Origin of the sequence: Polaromonas sp. OV174 (assembly GCF_900112285.1) — a bacterium.
In the GTDB taxonomy this organism is placed as follows: domain Bacteria; phylum Pseudomonadota; class Gammaproteobacteria; order Burkholderiales; family Burkholderiaceae_C; genus Polaromonas.
In genome coordinates this window covers 67,492-86,023 of record NZ_FOKZ01000008.1, presented here as the reverse complement: position 1 = coordinate 86,023, position 18,532 = coordinate 67,492, and the positions used below count along the sequence as shown (strand labels likewise).

Genomic DNA, 18,532 nt, shown 5'->3' with positions numbered 1-18,532 from the left:
GGCGGTCAAGGCGTGCGCGCCAGCGTTGCGCTGTCGGCGCTGCTCCAGCCGCCACCCGTGGCCGCGATGAGCGCGACACTGGCGACCAACTGGCGGCCGCGCAACTGCTCGGCCGTGCGCTGGTTGGTCAGCAACAGGGTTTGCGCATTGACCACCGCGAGGTAACTGGCGCTGCCGGCGCGGTACTGGCTCAGCGCCAGACGTTCGGACAACTGGGCGGCCTGAACCGCCCGCTCCTGCACGGCGGACTCCTGGCCGAGCACGCGCAGGGCGGCCAGGTTGTCTTCCACCTCCTGGAAGCCGGCCAGCACGGTTTGCCGGTATTGGGCCACGGCCAGGTCGTAGGCCGCCACGGCCTGGGCGTCGTGCGCCTTGCGCAGGCCGCCATCGAGCAGCGTGCCCGCCAGCGTGGCGCCCAGCGACCAGACGCTGGCCGGGGCCGTGAACAGCGTGGCCAGGCTGGCGGCACTGCTGCCCAGGCTGGCGCCCAGCGTCAGCGCCGGGTAGTAGGCCGACCGGGCCACGCCGATGTTGGCATTGGCCTGCGCCGCGCGGCGCTCCGCGCCGGCGATGTCGGGCCGGCGCTCCAGCAGCTCGGACGGCAGTCCGGCCGGGATCAGCGGCAGCGTGGCCGGCGGCGCTTCAAGCGATGAAAGCGCGGAAAGCTCAAAGGCGGCCGGCGCCTTGCCGAGCAGCACGGCCAGCGCGTGTTCCAGCTGGCTGCGCTGCACCTGCAGGTCTATGCGCTGCGCGTCGGCGGCTTCCAGCTGCGTCTGGGCCAGCGCCACGTCGGAGCGCAGCGTGACGCCGGCGTTGTACTGCGCCTGCGTCAGCGCCAGCGCCTTGCGGTAGGCGGCCACCGTGCGCTCGTAGAGCGCGATCTGGCGATCCGTGGTGCGCAGCTGGAAGTAGTCCTGCGCCAGCGTGGCCTGCACGCTCAGGCGCGCCGCCGCCAGATCGTCGGCGCTGGCCTGGCTGCCGGCCTTGCCGGCCTCGACCGCGCGCCGCACGCCGCCCCACAGATCAGGCTCCCAGCCGGCCTGCAGCCCCACGCTGACGGTATTGCCCAAATGGTTTGCGTTCGTGTCGGTGCGCGCGCGAACTGCGTTGGCCGTGGCGCCAACCGTTGGAAAAAAGCCCGCCCTGGCCGCGTCGGCAATGGCATGGGCCTGACGAACCTGGGCTTCGGCCTGGGCAATATTCTGGTTGGCCTGGGTGGCCTGCGCGATCAGGCCGTCTAGTGTGCTGTCTGCGTAAAGCGACCACCAGGGCTGCTGGCTGTCGATGCGCTGGGGCTGCGCCGGCCGCCACGGCCCGTCTTCCTTGTAGGCTTGCGGCGCCTCGACCGTAGGGCGGACATAGTCGGGGCCGGCCGCACAAGCAACGAGCAAGGCAGCGGCGAGCACAGTCGCGGCTAGTCGCGCTGAAGCTACGCACGGTGCATCCATGTGCAAGTCTCCGGTCAAGGGACGTGAGAGCTGGAATGTCTAGGTAAAGCGCAGCGTCAGACGCTGGCCCGGCACGGCCTGTGCCCATTCATTGGAGGGCGGTAAGCGGGGCAAGTTCCGCAGGCCAGGCCAGGCCCCGGGAGTAGAGCCGGAAATTTAAGCAAAATCGGGCGTTGGCCCAGGTACTACGGGCGCAGATAGCTATTTAATTTATAGCAATGGATGGCCTGGCCGCTGCCGGCCAGGATGCACGCTCAGACCGGCCGGCCAAAAAACGGATAGCCCGGGTCGTTGTAGCCCGGGCTGGAGGCATGTCCCGGCACCACCAGCGCATTGACGAAGGCTTCGTCTTCCGCCGTCAGCGTCAGGTCCAGCGCGCCATAGACGTCTTCCAGGTGGGCCAGCGTGCGCGGCCCGACAATGACCGCGCTGATCAGTGGATTGGCCAAGACCCAGGCGGCGGCAAACTGACCGGGGATCTGGCCCCTGGCTTCGCAGCGGGCCTTGATCTTTTGCGCAATCAGCAGCGACTCCTCGCGGAATTCGGTCTCCAGAATGCGCTTGTCGCCGCTGCCGGCACGCGTGCCCTCGGCCGGCGGCTGGCCGGGCGGGTATTTGCCGGTCAGCACACCGCGCGCCAGCGGGCTGTAGGGCACCACGCCCAGGCCGTAATGGCCGCAGGCCGGCAGGATTTCCACCTCCGGGCCCCGGTTCAGCAAGTTGTAATAGGGCTGGCAGACGCTAGGCGGCTGCACACCCAATTCCTTGCACAGGCGCACCACTTCGGCGATGCGCCAGCCGCGGAAATTGGACAGGCCAAAGCTGCGGATCTTGCCGGCGCTGATCAGGTCGCCCAGGGCCCGCACCGCTTCTTCCAGGTTTTCCTCGTGGTAGTCGCGGTGCAGGTAAAGAATGTCCAGGTAGTCGGTTTGCAGCCGTGCCAAAATGGCCTCGGTTTGCTGGATCAGCCAGCGGCGCGAGTAGTGGCTCTGGTTGACCGCTTCGCTGACCGGATTGCCCAGCTTGCTGGCCAGCACCCAGTGCTGGCGCTGGCCCTTGAGCAGCTGGCCCAGGTCTTTTTCCGACTGGCCCTGGTTGTAGACGTCGGCGGTGTCAATGAAGTTGATGCCGTGCGCACGCGCCGAGGCCACAATGCGTGCCGCCTCTTCAATAGGCGTCTGTCGGCCGAACATCATGGTGCCCAGGCACAGGGCCGATACCTTCAGATTGCTTTTTCCCAGGCGGCGGTATTGCATCGTCTATTCCTTGTTGAAAAGAGAAGAGGGGCCTGCGCCAACCGCCTTCAGGGCGTCAGGCGTTCGACCAGGTATTCCTTGGCGTACCAGTAGGTCTCGGGAGTCTTGAAGGCGGCCATGGTGCCGTCGGCTTCGTCCTGGCGCGAGCGCAGGTCCCAGCGCTCATCCAGGATGCGGCACTGCGTACAGGGCGGCTGGCCGATGCGGCGCTGCACCAGGGCGTAGCGGCTGGTTTTGAAGAGCGCATCCACATCCTGGTAGTCCACCGGCTGCGCGGCAAAGTAGGGCACGATTTTGGCGCCGGGAATGATGAATTCGTAGCGCTCGAAATGGCCGTTGAAGTTGCTAGGCACCTGCACCGTCTGCCCTTTGAGTAGGGCATTGGTATCGGCACGGAAGCGCCCCATCTCGCCGTTGAAGGGCTCGGTCACCCAGGCCAGCGCAAAGATCACGGCAAAGCCGGCCAGCGCGGTGACGGGGCGGGTCCAGCTCTGTTTGAACATGGCGATGGCGCAGACCAGGGCCGAGGCGGCCAGCAAGAGCCAGAACAGCGGCGAGTAAACCCAGCTGTTTTGCGTCGCGCGCACGGCGCCATAGCCTATGAGTCCCATGGCCAGCAGGCCTATCATGCAGACCAGCAGCGTCAGGCTGAACCAGATGCGGCCAATGCGCTCCCAGTACAGCGCCATCACCACCGCCAGCGCCGGCATGGCCGGGATCAGGTAGCGGGTCGAGCGCTGCGTCGGCAGCATGAACACCAGTGCCAGCGCCAGCAGCCACAGCCACATGATTTTTTCGGCGTCGCTGATGCTTTGCGCCGTGCCGCGGCGCTGGCGCCAGGCGCGCCAGGCCGCCACCATGGCGCCTATGGACAGCGGCAGCAGAAACAGCGCATTGGAAAAATAGCCGGTCAGTATGGTCAGCACGCCGCCGCTGCCGCTCAGGGCGGACCTGAAGTAGCCTTTGGAGGAGTTCATCTTGCCGGCGTTCTCGCCGACGACAAACTCGCGCCAGACTTCGCCCGGCTGCGGGTCGACCGCAAACCACAGGCCGAACACCGCCAGCCCGAGCAGGCAGATGGCCAGCACCTTGAGCGCATCTGGCATGACGCCGGGCCGCCAGACCTTCCACGGCGCCTGCTTGGCCCCCACCATCTGATAGCACAGCGCCAGGCCAAAGCCCACCGGCACCACCATGGCAAAGGACTTGTAGAGGCAGCCAATGCCCAGCGCCAGGCCGGCGATCAGCGGAAACTTCCAGCGTGAGGCCATCAGCTTGGCCGGTGACCAGGCCAGCGCAAAAAACACGCCAAACAGCCAGAAGGTCTCGGACGCGCTGGTCAGGAAAGGGCGGCCGTAGCGGTAGGTGGTGAAAAACGACAGATAGACCAGGGCGGCGATCGCGCCCAGGCTCATGGCGCGGCGGTTTTGCTGCTCCGTCGCTGGTGCTTCGCCGCGAACGGTTTTCCAGGTCAGCAGGCCCACCATCAGCGTGATGCCCCAGGTGTAGGCCATGCTGGGCAGGCGCAGGCGCAGCAGTGTCCAGTGCTCGCCCCAGCCGCCGGCCACGATGGCCTGCCAGAACAGCAAGGGCGGCTTGGTGTTGCGCATGAAATCCCAGGCACTGACCAGCGGCAGCCAGTGGCCGGTTTCGGCCGTCATGCGGGCAATGTTGGCGTAGACCAGCTCGTCGCCGTTGCGCGGAATGTGGTCGCCGCCCAGGCCAAACAGATAGCCCAGGGCGACCAGGACGGCCAGGCCTATCCAGAGCAGGTGGGCGGGCAGACGGGCGCTTGGTTTTTCAGGGCTTGTCATGAAGCTTGGAGGGCGTTGTGGCGTTTTCGTTCGCCGCGTCGGTGGCCGGTGTTTTGGCGCGGTGGCGACGGAAGGTCAGGCGGTCATTGGCCAGGAAGTTGGCTACGCTGGCCAGCACAATCGCCACCAGGTTGGCCACGATGTAATGCAGGTACTGGGCCAGCCACTTGGTCAGCAAGGACTGGATGGCGATCGACAAGGCCGCCGCCATCACGTATTTGGCGAACAGGAACAGGGCCGAATGCGGGTGCTTGCGGTCGCGCCAGGTCAGGCGCTGGTTCCAGTAAAAGTTGCTGATGGTCGCCAGCGTGATGGCCAGCGCAATCGAGTAATTCAGCCGGGTGTGAAAGTCGGCGATGCCGCGCAGCAAGAACTCCTGCGACAGGTAGAGCACGGCGATATTGATCACCGTGCCGCTGGCGCCGACCGCGCCAAACTTGATGAAGCGCCAGCGCGCCATGGGCTGCAGCCGCGCTGGCAGGCGGCTGATGACCGCCTCGGCAAAGGTTCGTAAGCGTGACATCAAAAGAGGCCGGTCAGGGCGCGGCCAGGCATTCGCGTGCCTTGGCCAGCACGGCGGCTGGGGCTATGACCTTGAGGCATTGGTTGTCGCCGTCGCAATAGGACGAGCGGTGGTTGTAAGCGGTCAGGCAGGGCGAGCAGGGCCACTGGCTGTAAAAGGAATGGCACTTAGGCGTGAGCGGTGCGTACAGGCTTGGGGTTTCCGGGCCAAACAGCATCAGCGTCCAGATCGGCGTCAGTGCCGCGAACTGGCCCGGGCCGCCGTCGTTGGTGACCAGCAGGCGCGCCACATGAAACAGCGCCAGCAGCTCGGAGATGGAGCGCGTGTAGCCGGTCAGATCTATCACCGCGCTGCCGGCGCTTGCCGGAAAGGCGCGGTTGACGTTGGCCACCAGTTCCTGGGCCAGCGCCTGGTCGTCCTTCAGGCCAATCACGGCCACGGCGCAGCCATCGGCCACCAGGCCTTCGCACAGCGCGGTGTAAGAGGCCAGCGGCCAGGCGCGAATCGGCAAGATGCCGCCACCCGGATAGACCAGCACCAGCGGCTTGCCGGCAATCGCCGGAAAGTCCTGGGCCAGCCGGCCTTGAATGCCGGGAACCAGGGCGGCGCCCAGCCGCACATGCGGCGGCGGTTTGCCGGCACCGACCGCGGCAAGATTGGCCGGCAATTTGGATTTGGGTACGGCGGTCGAGTCAATCGCCCGCGCCAGCGTCAAAAACTGCGCGCTGATGTGGTGATAGGGGTTGTAGGGAACAGGCCGGTTGATGTGCGAGCCGCGGTACAAGCCTTCCTGGGTATGGCGGTGAAAGCCCACGCGCACCGCCGCGCCACTGGCATAGGACAGCAGGCTGCTGATGCGCGAGAACAGCTCGCAGTCAATCGCCACGTCCACCTTGGCGCGGCGCAGCTCGCCTATGGCCTGCCATAGGCTGGAGAGCAGGCCGCCCAGCGATTTGTCGTCCACGGTGTGGACGTTGGCCGGAGCGATCACCTGCATCAGATCCAGGATTTCCCGGTTTTTGCGAAACAGCAGGGCGTGCAGCTCGGCATTCGGGTAGCGGGTTTTCAGGCGCGTGAACATGTCGTGCGCCAGCACCAGGCTGCCCATTTCGGACAGCAGTATCACCACGATGGCGCGCGGCGCCTGGTCTGCCGTGCGCGACAGGGGCTTGAAGCTGCGAATAATCTTGTCCACGCCCGACACCGCCGCGCACAGCGGCACGCCAACCCAGCGGTCAATCCATCGTTGCAGCTGGAGGTTCATGGTTTAAACCCCGCGCTGCCGGTCGGCCTTGAACTGCGTGACGAATTCGCCAAAGCGGCCGGCGTCCAGCGCGTCGCGCACTTCCTGCATCAGGTTGAGGTAGTAATGCAGGTTGTGGATGCTGCTCAGCATGGGGCCCAGCATTTCGCCGCAGCGATCCAGGTGGTGCATATAGGCGCGGCTGAAGTTGCGGCAGGTGTAGCAGCTGCAGCTGCTGTCGACCGGTGCTTCTTCGGTCTTGTAGCGCGCATTGCGTATCTTCAGGTCGCCAAAGCGGGTGAACATGTGGCCGTTGCGCGCATTGCGGGTCGGCATGACGCAGTCGAACATGTCCACGCCCGAGGCCACGCCTTCGATCAGGTCTTCCGGCGTGCCCACGCCCATCAGATAGCGCGGCTTGTTTTCCGGCAGGCGGTGCGGTGTGTGCGCCATGATGCGCTGCATCTCTTCCTTGGGTTCGCCGACGCTGACGCCGCCCACGGCATAGCCGGGAAAGTCCATCTCGACCAGCGCATCCAGCGACTCCTGGCGCAGGTTCTCGAACATGCCGCCCTGCACGATGCCGAACAGCGCGTTGGGGTTTTCCAGCCGGGCAAACTCGTCCTCGCAGCGCTTGGCCCAGCGCCGGCTCAGCTCCATGGAGCTGCGCGCCTCGGCCTCGGTGGTGATGTGGCCCTTGGTGTCGTAAGGCGTGCACTCGTCAAACTGCATGACGATGTCGCTGTTCAGAATGGTCTGAATCTGCATGGAGATTTCAGGCGTCAGGAACAGCTTGTCGCCGTTGACCGGCGATGCGAACTTCACGCCTTCCTCGGAAATCTTGCGCATCTCGCCCAGCGACCAGACCTGAAAGCCGCCGCTGTCTGTGAGTATGGGCTTGTGCCAGCTTTCAAACTTGTGCAGGCCACCGAACTGTTTCATCACATCCAGGCCGGGCCGCATCCAGAGGTGAAAGGTGTTGCCCAGGATGATTTGCGCGCCCATGTCGTGCAGCGACTGCGGCATCACGCCCTTGACGGTGCCATAGGTGCCCACCGGCATGAAGATGGGGGTTTGCACCACGCCGTGGTTCAGCGTCAGCTGGCCGCGACGGGCGTAGGAGCCGAGGTAGGCGCCTGCGCTCTCAGGTGTGGCCGGATCGGTTTTCAGGACTTCAAAAGCTAGCATTTTGTGATTGTCGCAGGTGTGTTTAAAGCTGCGCGGTTGGGGGTTGGGGCGTCTGGCGGGCCAGCAGCATGGCGTCGCCGTAGCTGAAGAAGCGGTAGCGCTGGGCAATCGCGTGTTGGTACAGCGCCATGATGTGGGCATAACCCGAGAAGGCGCTGATCAGCATCATCAGCGTGCTCTTGGGCAGGTGAAAATTGGTCAGCAGCAGGTCCACCACCTGAAACTCAAAGCCAGGCGTGATGAAGATGTTGGTGTCCTTGCAGGCTGGGCCGAAGTGGGCGGCCGACTCCAGCGCCCGCACCGTGGTCGTGCCCACGGCCACGACGCGGCCGCCGCGCGCCTTGCAGGCGGCAATCGCCTCATGCGTGGTGGCAGGCACTTCAAAGCGCTCGAAGTGCATGGTGTGCTCGGCGATGACTTCGGTCTTGACCGGCTGGAAGGTGCCGGCACCCACATGCAGGGTGACGCTGGCGCGCCTCACGCCACGGGCCTCCAGCTGCGCCAGCATGGCCTCGTCAAAGTGCAGCGCGGCCGTGGGCGCCGCTACCGCGCCGGGGTGCTTGGCAAACACCGTCTGATAACGCTGCTCGTCATCCGCCGAATCGCTGTGTGTGATGTAGGGCGGCAGCGGCACATGGCCGTGCTGCGCCATCAGCGCGTAGGGGTCGCTGCTGAGCCGAAAGCGGTAGAGCGGCCCGTGGGCCTCGGGCCAGCGCCCCAGCAGCGTGGCGGTAAAGCCGCCGTCCATCTGCAGCACCGCGCCAGGCAAGGGCTTCTTGCTCACTTTCATATGAGCGGCGACTTCATGGCCGGCATCGGTGCTGGGTGACAGCACGCGCTCAATCAGCAGTTCGAGCTTGCCGCCGCTGGATTTCTGACCGAACAGCCTGGCCTTGACGACCTTGGTGTCGTTGAACACCAGCAGGTCGCCCGGCTGCAGCAGGTCGGGCAAATCGGCAAAGCGGCGATCAGCGGCCGCAGCCGCCCGGCCATCGAGCAGGCGCGAGGCGCTGCGCTGGGCCGCCGGGTGCTGGGCGATTAATTCTTCGGGGAGTGTGAAATCAAAGTCACTGAGGCTGAAAGTCGTCTTCATGAAGGCACAATTGTCCCATGTCGCCACCCGGTGCTTTTGCCAGTCATGCTGCCATGCCCGAGTCCATGGCTGAGGGCAGGGCCGCGCCCATGGCCGGTCCGGCCAAAGCTCCGGCTAAAAGCCCGGCCAAATCGCCGGCGCAAAAGGCGCTGGAGAAACTGGGGCTGCGCCGCGACATCGACCTGGCCCTGCACTTGCCCCTGCGTTACGAGGACGAGACCCGCATCCAGCGGCTGATTGATGTGCGCGACGGCGAGCTGGTGCAGTTTGAAGGCCAGGTGACGCACAGCGAGATCAGCCTGCGGCCGCGCCGCCAGCTGCGCGTCACGGTGGACGACGGCACCGACAGCTGCGTGCTGCGCTTCCTCAACTTCTACCCTTCACACCAGAAAACGCTGAGCGTGGGCGCCCAGGTGCGGGTGCGCGGCGAGATTCGCGGCGGTTTTGTCGGGCGCGAGATGGTGCATCCCAGCTTCAAGCTGGCCGGCGGCGAACTGCCGGGCGCGCTGACGCCGGTCTATTCCACGGTGGCCGGCCTGCCCCAGGCCTATTTGCGCAAGGCGGTGCTGGGCGGTCTGGCCCGGGCCGACCTCAGCGAAACCATTCCAGCGCCATTTTTAAGCCAAATGAGGCTGCAGCCCTTATCCAGTCTGCGAGAGGCGCTACAGTTTTTGCATCACCCCAGGCCAGATGTGGCGCTGGCCGCGCTGGAGGACCGCAGCCATCCGGCCTGGCAGCGGCTCAAGGCCGAGGAGTTGCTGGCGCAGCAACTGTCCCAGTTGCAGGCCAGGCGCATACGCGCCGCCATGCGCGCGCCGGCCCTCAATGGCCAGTCGCGCGCAGGCGGTCAGCCCAGCCTGCAAGCCCAATTGCTGGAGCGCCTGCCCTTTAGCCTGACGGCGGCCCAGCAGCGGGTGGGCGTGGAAATTGAAGCCGACCTGAAAAAAAACCTGCCCATGCACCGCCTGCTGCAGGGCGATGTGGGCGCCGGCAAGACCGTGGTGGCGGCGTTGGCGGCGGCGCGCTGCATGGACGCCGGCTGGCAGTGCGCGCTGATGGCGCCCACCGAAATCCTGGCCGAGCAGCATTTCCGCAAGCTGATAGGCTGGCTGGAGCCCTTGGGCATCAAGACCGCCTGGCTGACCGGCGGCCAGAAAACCAAGGAGCGGCGCGAGATGCTGGCGCTGATCGCCAGCGGCGAGGCCGGCCTGGTGATAGGCACGCATGCGGTGATCCAGGACAAGGTGGTCTTCAAGAATCTGGCGCTGGCCATCATCGACGAGCAGCACCGTTTTGGCGTGGCCCAGCGCCTGGCGCTGCGCAGCAAGATGACAGACGACGGCCAGGAGCCGCATCTCTTGATGATGACCGCCACGCCGATTCCGCGCACCCTGGCCATGAGTTATTACGCCGACCTTGATGTCTCCACCCTGGACGAGTTGCCGCCGGGGCGCACGCCCATAGTCACCAAGGTGGTGAACGACGCGCGGCGCGACGAAGTGATAGGCCGCATCCAGGGGCAGATCGCCGAGGGCCGGCAGATTTACTGGGTCTGCCCGCTGATTGAAGAAAGCGAATCGATAGACCTGGTCAACGCCACCCAGACCCACGCCGACCTGAGCGCGGCGCTGCCCGGCGTGCTGGTCGGCCTGTTGCATTCGCGCATGCCCCCAGCCGAGAAAAAAGCCGTCATGGCCTTGTTCACCGAAGGCCTGATGGGGGTGCTGGTTAGCACTACCGTGATCGAGGTCGGCGTGGATGTGCCCAATGCTTCGCTGATGGTGATAGAGCATGCCGAGCGCTTCGGCCTCTCCCAGCTGCACCAGCTGCGCGGCCGGGTTGGTCGCGGCGCGGCGGCTTCGGCCTGCGTGCTGCTGTATTCCACCGGCGACGCGCCGCGCCTGGGCCAGACGGCGCGAGCCCGGCTCAAGGCCATGGCCGAGACCAATGACGGTTTTGAAATAGCTCGGCGTGATCTGGAGATACGCGGGCCGGGCGAGTTTTTGGGGGCGCGGCAGTCGGGTGCGGCCTTGCTGCGTTTTGCTGATTTGACGACCGATGCCGAACTGCTGGCCTGGGCGCGCGAGGTGGCGCCGGTGATGCTGGATCAGTATGCCGGGTTGGCGCAGCGGCATATATTGCGGTGGCTGGGGGGGAAGGCTGAATACCTGAAGGCTTGAGTTGCGGGCGGCATTGAATTTATCCATATCTTTTGCGCTGCTTGGCAAGATATGGGCTCAAGCAACTTGGGGCCTTGCTCTGGCTAGCTGTTCGCCCACAAGCAGTACCAAGAGCGGCGTAGCGAGCGAAAGATTGCGAAATTCATCCTGATAGCCCATGGTCATCAGCAGCGCGGCAAGGACAAGAAATGCCAAACTGGCGCCTAGCACCATGGGCGTGGCTCCTTTCTTCCAGCTCCATGCCAACACCGCTGAGGCAAAAAAGAGGTACGTCATGCGCGGCAGCGCAATGCCTAAAGAATGAAAGTCCTCGGTCAAGCTCCACGACGATGCGCGTGACCAGAACAAGAGATTTTCCTTGAGGTGCCATTCAGTGGGTTGTCCGGGGAGATGGGCGTAAGCCCATCGCGACCACCACAACATAATTAGGCAACACGACAGCGCCAATAAAACTCTTGGCAGCATTCGCCATCGCATGGTGTGCCAGAGATGGGGCGCAAGAAAAAAAACCATCAAAAAGGCGGTTTCTTTGTTGGCTTGCATGAGTAGCAGCGTTGCCAATGCAAGGACCCAACGCGCTTCAAGTACGCAAGCAATGAGCGCAGCAGCACAAAGTTGCTCGATGAAGTCGTAAAAGTAGCCTCCGTTCAAAAACATCGTCGGCACAATCACTGCATACAGCAGCATGACCGCATCAGCGCAAGCGGCGTTCGCTCCCAGCGTGCGCGCGGCTCGTCTGAGCAGCAGCATGGCGCCGGCAAATGAACCGAACATGAGCATCACCATCAGTACATAGCTGCGCCGGTAGCTTGCATGCTCCCAGTCCAGATCAGCCCGCGCGGTTATGCCCGGTAGCATCACTTCGTATTGCGCCATCAAGGGTTCGACATAGTTTCTGCGAAACTCTGGTGCGATCTGATCGGCTAAAAAGCCTTGTATGGATGCCGGTAGCGCAGTATCTGCGGTGCGAAGCAAGGCCGGCGCAAGCATGCGGTAGGCAAACGGTCTGTGCGCCTGGTTATCCAGGTAGAGCTGCAGGCTGTTGCGCGGAGCGCCATCAAGTAGGCTCCAGTGAGACAGAAATGCTGTCATGACGCAGCCCGATAAAAACAGTGCTGTTAGCCCCCTGCCCAGCCAAGCAAGCTTGCCCAGATACCTATGCAAGTAATCGTCGACAGGTAGATTCATTTTGAATTCGGAAATGGGCTGCTTTGGGAGGGCATGGCAGCATGCCGAGATGCTTCAGGGATGAATGAATGAATGAGGGGGGTCTTCAAAACCCCCACTCTACATTGTCGACCCTTCAAATGCTGCGCCGCAGCGTCTCGGCTGGCTTATCAGCAGTCTTCGCGCATGCTGGATGGAAAGGGTGAGTTGTAGAAAGTCCGGGCGTTGTTGCCTTCAGTTGCCCCTTGAAAAGCTGCACAATCACCCCATGACGCTGACCGAACTCAAATACATCGTGGCCGTGGCTCGCGAAAAGCATTTTGGCAAGGGTGCGGAAGCCTGCCATGTGTCGCAGCCCACGCTCAGCGTCGCCATCAAGAAGCTCGAAGAAGAACTGCAGGTCAAGCTGTTCGAGCGCAATGCCAATGAAATCACGGTGACGCCGCTGGGCGAGGAAATCGTGCGCCAGGCGCAAAGCGTGCTGGAGCAGGCCGACAATATCCGCGAAATCGCCAAGCGCGGCAAAGACCCGCTGGCCGGTGCCTTGCGCCTGGGCGTGATCTACACCATAGGCCCCTACCTGCTGCCCGACCTGGTGCGCCAGACCATTGCGCACACGCCGCAAATGCCGCTGATGCTGCAGGAAAACTTCACCGTCAAGCTGTTGGAAGAGCTGCGCACCGGCGAGATCGATTGCGCCATCCTGGCCGAGCCCTTTCCCGATACCAATCTGGCGATAGCGCCGCTTTACGACGAGCCCTTCATGGCCGCCGTGCCTAGCGGCCACCCGCTGGCGGCCAGCCGCAGCGTCACGGCCGAAACGCTGAAAAAGGAAACCATGCTGCTGCTGGGCACCGGCCATTGCTTTCGTGACCATGTATTGGAGGTGTGCCCCGAGTTCGCGCGTTTCTCCAGCAGTGCCGACGGCATTCGTAAGAGTTTTGAGGGCTCGTCGCTGGAGACCATCAAGCACATGGTGGCGGCCGGCATGGGCATCACCCTGGTGCCGCGCCTGGGCGTGCCCAAGGAAGCCCTGGCCGAGCAGGCCAGCGTGAAAAAAGGCGGCCAGGGCAGTGTGGCGCCGGAAGCCGCTTCTTTCATCAAATACCTGCCCTTCAAGGGCCATGTGCCGAGCCGGCGCGTGGTGCTGGCCTGGCGCCGCAGCTTCACGCGCTACGAGGCGATTGCCGCGCTGCGCAATGCTATTTATGCTTGCGAGCTGCCCGGCGTCACGCGTCTGTCCTGAGCCAGTCGAGCGCTTGGCCCGGCGACTTTGTCAACCGATGTTTCCCGTCCCCTTGTTTTTAAAAGGAAAACCCATGGCCAAAACTTCTGCCAAAAAAGCGCTCCAAGCCTCTCCTGCCATCAACATCGGCATCAGTGAAAAAGACCGTGCAGCGATTGCCAAAGGTCTGAGCCGGCTGTTGGCCGACACCTATACGCTGTACCTGACGACGCACAACTTTCACTGGAATGTGACGGGGCCCATGTTCAACACCCTGCACCAGATGTTCATGACGCAGTACACCGAGCTGTGGGCCGCGGTAGACCCGGTGGCAGAACGCATACGCTCGCTGGGCCATCCCGCACCCGGCTCTTACGCGCAGTTCGGCAAGCTGACCTCGCTGCCGGACGCGCCGGGCACGCCGCCCAAGGCGCTGGAAATGGTGCGCATCCTGGTACAGGGCCACGAGGCCGTGGCGCGCACCGCCCGCGAACTGTTCCCCATCGCCGACAAGGCCAGTGACGAGCCCACGGCCGATCTGCTGACCCAGCGCCTGACGGTGCATGAGCAGACCGCCTGGATGCTGCGCTCCCTGCTCGAGGAATAAGCCCTCTTACTTTTTACCCCAGGTCCCTGATTTTCAAGATGACAGCCAGCCGCCCCAGCAAACTTTCCCTTTACCTGCAATTGATACGTTGGAACCGGCCGGCTGGCTGGCTACTGCTGCTCTGGCCGACCTGGTCCGCCCTCTGGGTGGCGGCGCACGGCTTTCCGGGCTGGCATTTGTTGACGGTGTTCACGCTGGGAACGTTTTTGATGCGCAGCGCCGGCTGTTGCCTCAACGATGTGGCTGACCGCGATTTCGATAGGCATGTGAAGCGCACGGCGCAGCGGCCGGTGACCAGTGGCGCGCTTTCCAGTCAGGAGGCGCTGCTGGTGGGCGCGGTGCTGGCCTTGCTGGCCTTTGGCCTGGTACTCACCACCAATGCCGTCACCATCGCCTGGTCCTTCGCCGCGCTGGCGGTGACGCTGGTCTACCCCTATGCCAAGCGCTATGTGTCCATGCCGCAGGCGGTGCTGGGCGTGGCCTTCAGCTTTGGCATTCCCATGGCCTTTGCCGCCGTGCAGTCGCGCGTGCCGCTGCTGGCCTGGGTCCTGCTGCTGGGTAATCTGTTCTGGGTGATTGCCTACGACACCGAATACGCCATGGTCGATCGCGACGACGACTTGAAAATCGGCATGAAGACCTCGGCCATCACGCTGGGGCGCTTCGATGTCGCCGCCATCATGCTGTTTTATCTGATTTTTCTGTCTATATGGGCTCTGGCCCTTGTGGGTATTGTGCAATCAGCTATTTATTTGGTAGCAATCGGCCTAGCCTTGTTGCAGGCGCTGGGCCATGGCTGGCTGATACGCAAACGCCAGCGCGATGATTGCTTCAAGGCTTTTCGCCTCAATCACTGGCTGGGCTTCACGCTGTTTGCCGGCGTGGCTCTGTCTTACTGGGGGCGCTGAAGGTCGGCACGGCTGAGTCGAGCGCTGCCGGCCTGCTTAGACAGGCGGCCATAAAAAACCCGCACTTGGCGGGTTTTTTCAAGCCGGGCCGAGGGGCTGGCCCTCAGCGCCGTGTCCTGGCTCGTCTCAGACGGCTTTCTTGGCGGCTGGTTTGGCCTTGGCCTTGTGTTTGGCTTTGTGCTTGGTCTTGGCTTTGGCCTTGACTGGTGCGGCTTTTTCAGCGGCAGCCGGTGCAGCGGCGGGAGCGGCAGCAGGTGCTGCGGCTGGAGCGCTGGTCTGGGCGGCGGCCGGTGCGGAGATCAGGGCCAAAGGCATGGCGAGTACGGCGGCACTGGCGAGGATGGACAGAATTTTCTTCATAGTGAGCTCCGAAGGTTAGGACAGTACTTACGCACATGCTGCCGGGCCGTGGGCCGGGAGACTTGGTGACCAGCGGCATGTTCGTGAAGAGTTAACGCCCCGGTGCTGCGGCCGGTTGACGGATCTGGCCGACATCTTGCAATTTATCTGGCGTGGGTTCGGTGGGGCCGCCGCAAGCCGCTGGTTTGCTATTTAATGTGTAGCAGCTAGCGGCCGTTGCATAAGCGCTGGAGCCGGTTTTGATGCCCAAACCTTTCAGTTTGAACCAAATTCATCACCCAGCTCGCGGGCGCGTTGCCGGGCCGCCTGCATGGCGCGCATGAATTGCTCTTTGACGCCGTCTTGCTCCATGGCGCTGAGCGCGGCGTAAGTGGTGCCGCCCTTGGAGGTGACGCGGGCGCGCAGGGTTTCGGGCGGCTCGTCGGAGTCTTGCGCCAGCGCCGACGCGCCGACAAAGGTGGCGACGGCCAACTGCTGCGCCTGGGCGCGGCTCAAGCCCATGTCGCTGCCGGCCTGGATCATGGCCTCGATGAAATAAAACACATAGGCCGGACCCGAACCCGACAGTGCGGTCACGGCGTCCAGTTGCTCCTCTTGCTCCAGCCACAAAAATTCGCCGGTGGTCTGTATCACCTGTTCTACCGCCAGTCGGTCGGCGGCGCTGGCGGCCGGGCGGGCGAAGAGGGCGCTCATGCCCTTGCCGATCAGCGCCGGCGTGTTGGGCATGGCGCGCACCACGCGCTCGCTGCCCAGCCAGGCGGCAATGCTGTCCGAGCGTATGCCGGCGGCCACGCTGAGGTGCAGGGCGGTGGCGGTGTGGGGGCTGACTTGCGCTGCCGCCTCTTTAAAAGTCTGGGGCTTGACGGCCCAGACCACCAGCGTCGCACGCGCCAGCGAAGCCTCGGGGCTGGCGCTGACCGTCACTTCAAATTGCTGCCTCAGCCTGGCGGCCTGCTCGGTAAAAGGCTCTACCACCTGGATCTGGCTGGCGGCCAAACCGCGCTGGCGCAGGCCGCCAATGATGGCGCTGGCCATGTTGCCGCCGCCTATGAAGGCGATATGTTGGTTGCTGCTGGAGGTTTGCATGCTCATGGCTTGGGTGCTCGCTAAAAATGGCGGCTTGAAACGCAGCCACCCGATGGCGGATTGTCGTCCAAGCGCGGGTGGGTAGTCGTTGGTCGCTAAACCGCCACGGTCTGCCGCACGGCATGCTCCCATTGCGCCATCAGGGCGGCGGCGCGCTCGCTGCTGAGGGTTGGCAAAAAGGTGCGCTCGGCGCGCCACAGGACCGACAGCTCGTCGGTGTTGCGGTAGACGCCGCAGGACAGGCCCGCCAGGTAGGCCGCACCCAGGGCGGTGGTTTCTGTGACGGCCGGGCGCAGCACCGGAATGCCCAGCAGGTCGGCCTGGAACTGCATCAGCAAGTCGTTGACGCAGGCACCGCCGTCGACGCGCAGCTCGGCCACCGGCGCCGCGCCGGCGCCTACCGCATCGCGGCTCATGGCCTGCAGCAGGGCCGCGCTTTGGTAGGCAATGCTTTCCAGGGCGGCGCGCGCAATATGGGCCACGGTGGTGCCGCGCGTCAGTCCGGTGATGGTGCCGCGGGCGTCGGCGTTCCAGTAGGGCGCGCCCAGGCCGGTAAAGGCCGGCACCATCATCACGCCGCCCGAATCGGGCACGCTTTGCGCCAGGGCCTGTACCTCGGTGCTGCTTTTGATGGCGTGCAGGCCGTCGCGCAACCACTGCACCACGGCGCCGCCGACAAACACGCTGCCTTCAATGGCAAATTCGGTCTGCGCCGTGGTCTGTGCCGCGCTGGTGGTGAGCAGGCCGTTGCGCGAGGTCTGGAACTGGCTGCCGGTGTGCATTAGCGTGAAGCAGCCGGTGCCATAGGTGTTTTTCGCCATGCCGGCCTTGAAACAGGCCTGGCCGAAGAGGGCGCTTTGCTGGTCGCCGGCAACGCCGCCTATGGCGATGGCATGGCCCAGCCACTCGGGGCGAACTTCGCCATAGTGCGCGCTGGAGGGCAAGACTTTTGGCATCAGCGCGGCCGGGATGTCCAGCAGCTCCATCAGCTCGCTGTCCCACTGGTTGCTGTGCACATTGAAGAGCAGGGTGCGCGAGGCATTGCTGACGTCGGTCGCGTGGACGGCGCCACCCGTGAGCTGCCACATCAGCCAGCTGTCTATGGTGCCAAAGGCCAGTTCACCGCGCTCGGCCTGGGCGCGCGCGCCTGGTACATGGTCTAGCAGCCATTTGAGCTTGGTGCCGGAAAAATAGGCATCAATCAGCAGCCCGGTCTTGGACTGGATCAGCGCTTCCTTGCCCTGCTCGCGCAGTTGTGCGCAGTGGGCTTCGGCGCGCCTGTCCTGCCAGACGATGGCGTGGTGAATCGGCAGGCCGGTTTTGCGGTTCCAGACCACCGTGGTTTCGCGCTGGTTGGTGATGCCCAGTGCGCGTATGTCTTGGGGCTTGATGCCTTGCTGGCCGGCTTTTTCCAGTGCTTGTCGGGCGGTGGCCAGCTGGCCGCGCCAGATTTCCATGGGATCGTGCTCGACCCAGCCCGGCTTGGGGTAGATCTGGGGCAGCTCCTGCTGGGCCGAGGCCACGATGCGGCCCAGTTGGTCAAACACAATGCTGCGGGAGCTGGAGGTGCCTTGGTCGAGGGCGAGCAGATAGGTCATGGGGTGTGGGGGATGAGGTTGGGGCGCGGGCGGATCAGGCTATCTCGCAACTGACGTTGGCTTCTTCCAGCAAGCCGGGAAAGGGCTGGGGCGGCGCCTGGTCGGTGAACAGCCGGTCTATCTGCGACAAGCGGGCCAACTCGACCATGGCCGGACGGTTGAATTTGCTGCTGTCGGCGGCCAGCCAGACTTCTCTGGCGTGCTCGATGATGGTCTGCGCCACCTTGACCTCGCGGTAGTCAAAGTCGCGCAGCGTGCCGTCGGCTTCTATGCCGGAAATGCCTATGACCGCAATGTCGACCCGGAACTGGCGCATGAAATCCACCGCCGCCTCGCCCACAATGCCGCGGTCGCGCGCGCGCACCACGCCGCCGGCAACGATGACTTCGCAGTCGGTGTTGCCGCACAGGATGGCTGCCACGTTCAGGTTGTTGGTGATGACGCGCAAGCCCTGGTGCTGCAGCAAGGCCTTGGCCACGGCCTCGGTGGTGGTGCCTATATTGAGGATGAGGGAGCAGTTGTTGGGCACGCGCTGGGCCACGGCCCGGGCAATGCGTGCCTTGCCCTCGGCATTGAGGCTTTCGCGCTGCTGATGCGCCAGGTTTTCCACCGTCGAGCTGGGCACCCGCACGCCACCATGAAAACGCGTCAGCAAGCCGGCGTCGGCCAGGCGCTGCACGTCGCGCCGCACGGTTTGCAGGGTGACCGCCAGCTGCTCGGCGAGCTGTTCGACCGAGGCCGAGCCCTGGCCGCGCACGAGGTCAAGAAGCTTGAGTTGCCTGGGATTGGAGCTCACGGGGATGAGATGAAAAAGGGTGATGAACTCTACACCGAAA

Annotated in this window: 16 protein-coding genes; 4 read left to right on the top strand and 12 right to left on the bottom strand. The window is 64.2% G+C overall.

Annotation, left to right across the window (positions count from 1 at the left end; genetic code table 11):
* Positions 1–5: 5 nt before the first annotated feature.
* From BM160_RS09295 to queA, 7 genes are all read right to left on the bottom strand, one after another.
* Positions 6–1,448, bottom strand: coding sequence for an efflux transporter outer membrane subunit (locus BM160_RS09295; protein ID WP_092003946.1), 1,443 nt, complete (start codon positions 1,446–1,448; stop codon positions 6–8).
* Positions 1,449–1,702: 254 nt separating this feature from the next.
* Entirely contained in the window at positions 1,703–2,704 is a 1,002-nt protein-coding gene (locus BM160_RS09290; RefSeq protein ID WP_092003943.1) for an aldo/keto reductase, read from the bottom strand.
* Positions 2,705–2,751: 47 nt separating this feature from the next.
* Positions 2,752–4,518 (bottom strand): ArnT family glycosyltransferase, encoded by a 1,767-nt coding sequence (locus BM160_RS09285; RefSeq protein WP_092003940.1) that lies wholly within the window; start codon positions 4,516–4,518, stop codon positions 2,752–2,754.
* Positions 4,505–5,041 carry a GtrA family protein gene (locus BM160_RS09280; RefSeq protein ID WP_092004165.1) on the bottom strand — a complete coding sequence of 179 codons (537 nt, stop codon included), beginning with the start codon at positions 5,039–5,041 and terminating at the stop codon, positions 4,505–4,507. The genes BM160_RS09285 and BM160_RS09280 overlap by 14 nt, the downstream gene beginning before the upstream one ends.
* A 13-nt stretch (positions 5,042–5,054) precedes the next feature.
* A complete protein-coding gene (locus BM160_RS09275) occupies positions 5,055–6,305 on the bottom strand; it encodes a glycosyltransferase family 9 protein (RefSeq protein WP_092003937.1) in 1,251 nt (416 codons plus the stop codon).
* Between the two features lie 3 nt (positions 6,306–6,308).
* The gene (gene tgt, locus BM160_RS09270; RefSeq protein ID WP_092003934.1) at positions 6,309–7,472 is read right to left on the bottom strand and encodes a tRNA guanosine(34) transglycosylase Tgt; all 1,164 of its coding nucleotides are present in this window, start codon (positions 7,470–7,472) and stop codon (positions 6,309–6,311) included.
* 22 nt (positions 7,473–7,494) lie between these two features.
* A complete protein-coding gene (gene queA, locus BM160_RS09265) occupies positions 7,495–8,565 on the bottom strand; it encodes a tRNA preQ1(34) S-adenosylmethionine ribosyltransferase-isomerase QueA (RefSeq protein ID WP_092003931.1) in 1,071 nt (356 codons plus the stop codon).
* Between the two features lie 17 nt (positions 8,566–8,582).
* Between queA and recG the strand changes: the two genes are divergently transcribed.
* Positions 8,583–10,745 (top strand): ATP-dependent DNA helicase RecG, encoded by a 2,163-nt coding sequence (gene recG, locus BM160_RS09260; protein WP_092003928.1) that lies wholly within the window; start codon positions 8,583–8,585, stop codon positions 10,743–10,745.
* Positions 10,746–10,802: 57 nt separating this feature from the next.
* Here the strand turns inward: recG and BM160_RS09255 are convergent, their stop codons facing one another.
* On the bottom strand, positions 10,803–11,933 hold the full coding sequence (locus BM160_RS09255; RefSeq protein WP_092003924.1) for a hypothetical protein: 1,131 nt from the start codon (positions 11,931–11,933) through the stop codon (positions 10,803–10,805).
* A 247-nt stretch (positions 11,934–12,180) separates the two neighbouring features.
* Here BM160_RS09255 and BM160_RS09250 point away from each other — a divergent pair, with 247 nt between their 5' ends.
* The 3 genes from BM160_RS09250 (at position 12,181) to ubiA (ending at position 14,652) form a co-directional block, all read left to right on the top strand.
* On the top strand, positions 12,181–13,158 hold the full coding sequence (locus tag BM160_RS09250) for a hydrogen peroxide-inducible genes activator (protein WP_092003921.1): 978 nt from the start codon (positions 12,181–12,183) through the stop codon (positions 13,156–13,158).
* Between the two features lie 73 nt (positions 13,159–13,231).
* Complete coding sequence (locus tag BM160_RS09245; RefSeq protein WP_092003917.1) at positions 13,232–13,744, top strand: Dps family protein; 513 nt, start codon at positions 13,232–13,234, stop codon at positions 13,742–13,744.
* A gap of 38 nt (positions 13,745–13,782) precedes the next feature.
* Positions 13,783–14,652, top strand: coding sequence for a 4-hydroxybenzoate octaprenyltransferase (gene ubiA / locus BM160_RS09240; protein WP_092003914.1), 870 nt, complete (start codon positions 13,783–13,785; stop codon positions 14,650–14,652).
* Between the two features lie 126 nt (positions 14,653–14,778).
* Here ubiA and BM160_RS22570 read toward each other — a convergent pair whose 3' ends face one another.
* The 4 genes from BM160_RS22570 to BM160_RS09220 form a co-directional block, all read right to left on the bottom strand.
* On the bottom strand, positions 14,779–15,012 hold the full coding sequence (locus BM160_RS22570) for a hypothetical protein (RefSeq protein ID WP_092003911.1): 234 nt from the start codon (positions 15,010–15,012) through the stop codon (positions 14,779–14,781).
* Positions 15,013–15,267: 255 nt separating this feature from the next.
* The gene (proC, locus tag BM160_RS09230) at positions 15,268–16,104 is read right to left on the bottom strand and encodes a pyrroline-5-carboxylate reductase (protein WP_092003908.1); all 837 of its coding nucleotides are present in this window, start codon (positions 16,102–16,104) and stop codon (positions 15,268–15,270) included.
* Between the two features lie 89 nt (positions 16,105–16,193).
* Complete coding sequence (glpK, locus tag BM160_RS09225; protein ID WP_092003905.1) at positions 16,194–17,696, bottom strand: glycerol kinase GlpK; 1,503 nt, start codon at positions 17,694–17,696, stop codon at positions 16,194–16,196.
* A 34-nt stretch (positions 17,697–17,730) separates the two neighbouring features.
* Positions 17,731–18,492 carry a DeoR/GlpR family DNA-binding transcription regulator gene (locus tag BM160_RS09220; RefSeq protein WP_092003901.1) on the bottom strand — a complete coding sequence of 254 codons (762 nt, stop codon included), beginning with the start codon at positions 18,490–18,492 and terminating at the stop codon, positions 17,731–17,733.
* Positions 18,493–18,532: the final 40 nt, after the last annotated feature.

Excerpts from the sequence above, each read along its gene's own strand:
- BM160_RS09295 (WP_092003946.1), bottom strand. The coding sequence starts at position 1,448 with ATGGATGCACCGTGCGTAGCTTCAGCGCGACTAGCCGCGACTGTGCTC.
- BM160_RS09290 (WP_092003943.1), bottom strand. The coding sequence starts at position 2,704 with ATGCAATACCGCCGCCTGGGAAAAAGCAATCTGAAGGTATCGGCCCTG.
- BM160_RS09285 (WP_092003940.1), bottom strand. The coding sequence starts at position 4,518 with ATGACAAGCCCTGAAAAACCAAGCGCCCGTCTGCCCGCCCACCTGCTC.
- BM160_RS09280 (WP_092004165.1), bottom strand. The coding sequence starts at position 5,041 with ATGTCACGCTTACGAACCTTTGCCGAGGCGGTCATCAGCCGCCTGCCA.
- BM160_RS09275 (WP_092003937.1), bottom strand. The coding sequence starts at position 6,305 with ATGAACCTCCAGCTGCAACGATGGATTGACCGCTGGGTTGGCGTGCCG.
- tgt (WP_092003934.1), bottom strand. The coding sequence starts at position 7,472 with ATGCTAGCTTTTGAAGTCCTGAAAACCGATCCGGCCACACCTGAGAGC.
- queA (WP_092003931.1), bottom strand. The coding sequence starts at position 8,565 with ATGAAGACGACTTTCAGCCTCAGTGACTTTGATTTCACACTCCCCGAA.
- recG (WP_092003928.1), top strand. The coding sequence starts at position 8,583 with ATGTCGCCACCCGGTGCTTTTGCCAGTCATGCTGCCATGCCCGAGTCC.
- BM160_RS09255 (WP_092003924.1), bottom strand. The coding sequence starts at position 11,933 with ATGAATCTACCTGTCGACGATTACTTGCATAGGTATCTGGGCAAGCTT.
- BM160_RS09250 (WP_092003921.1), top strand. The coding sequence starts at position 12,181 with ATGACGCTGACCGAACTCAAATACATCGTGGCCGTGGCTCGCGAAAAG.
- BM160_RS09245 (WP_092003917.1), top strand. The coding sequence starts at position 13,232 with ATGGCCAAAACTTCTGCCAAAAAAGCGCTCCAAGCCTCTCCTGCCATC.
- ubiA (WP_092003914.1), top strand. The coding sequence starts at position 13,783 with ATGACAGCCAGCCGCCCCAGCAAACTTTCCCTTTACCTGCAATTGATA.
- BM160_RS22570 (WP_092003911.1), bottom strand. The coding sequence starts at position 15,012 with ATGAAGAAAATTCTGTCCATCCTCGCCAGTGCCGCCGTACTCGCCATG.
- proC (WP_092003908.1), bottom strand. The coding sequence starts at position 16,104 with ATGAGCATGCAAACCTCCAGCAGCAACCAACATATCGCCTTCATAGGC.
- glpK (WP_092003905.1), bottom strand. The coding sequence starts at position 17,696 with ATGACCTATCTGCTCGCCCTCGACCAAGGCACCTCCAGCTCCCGCAGC.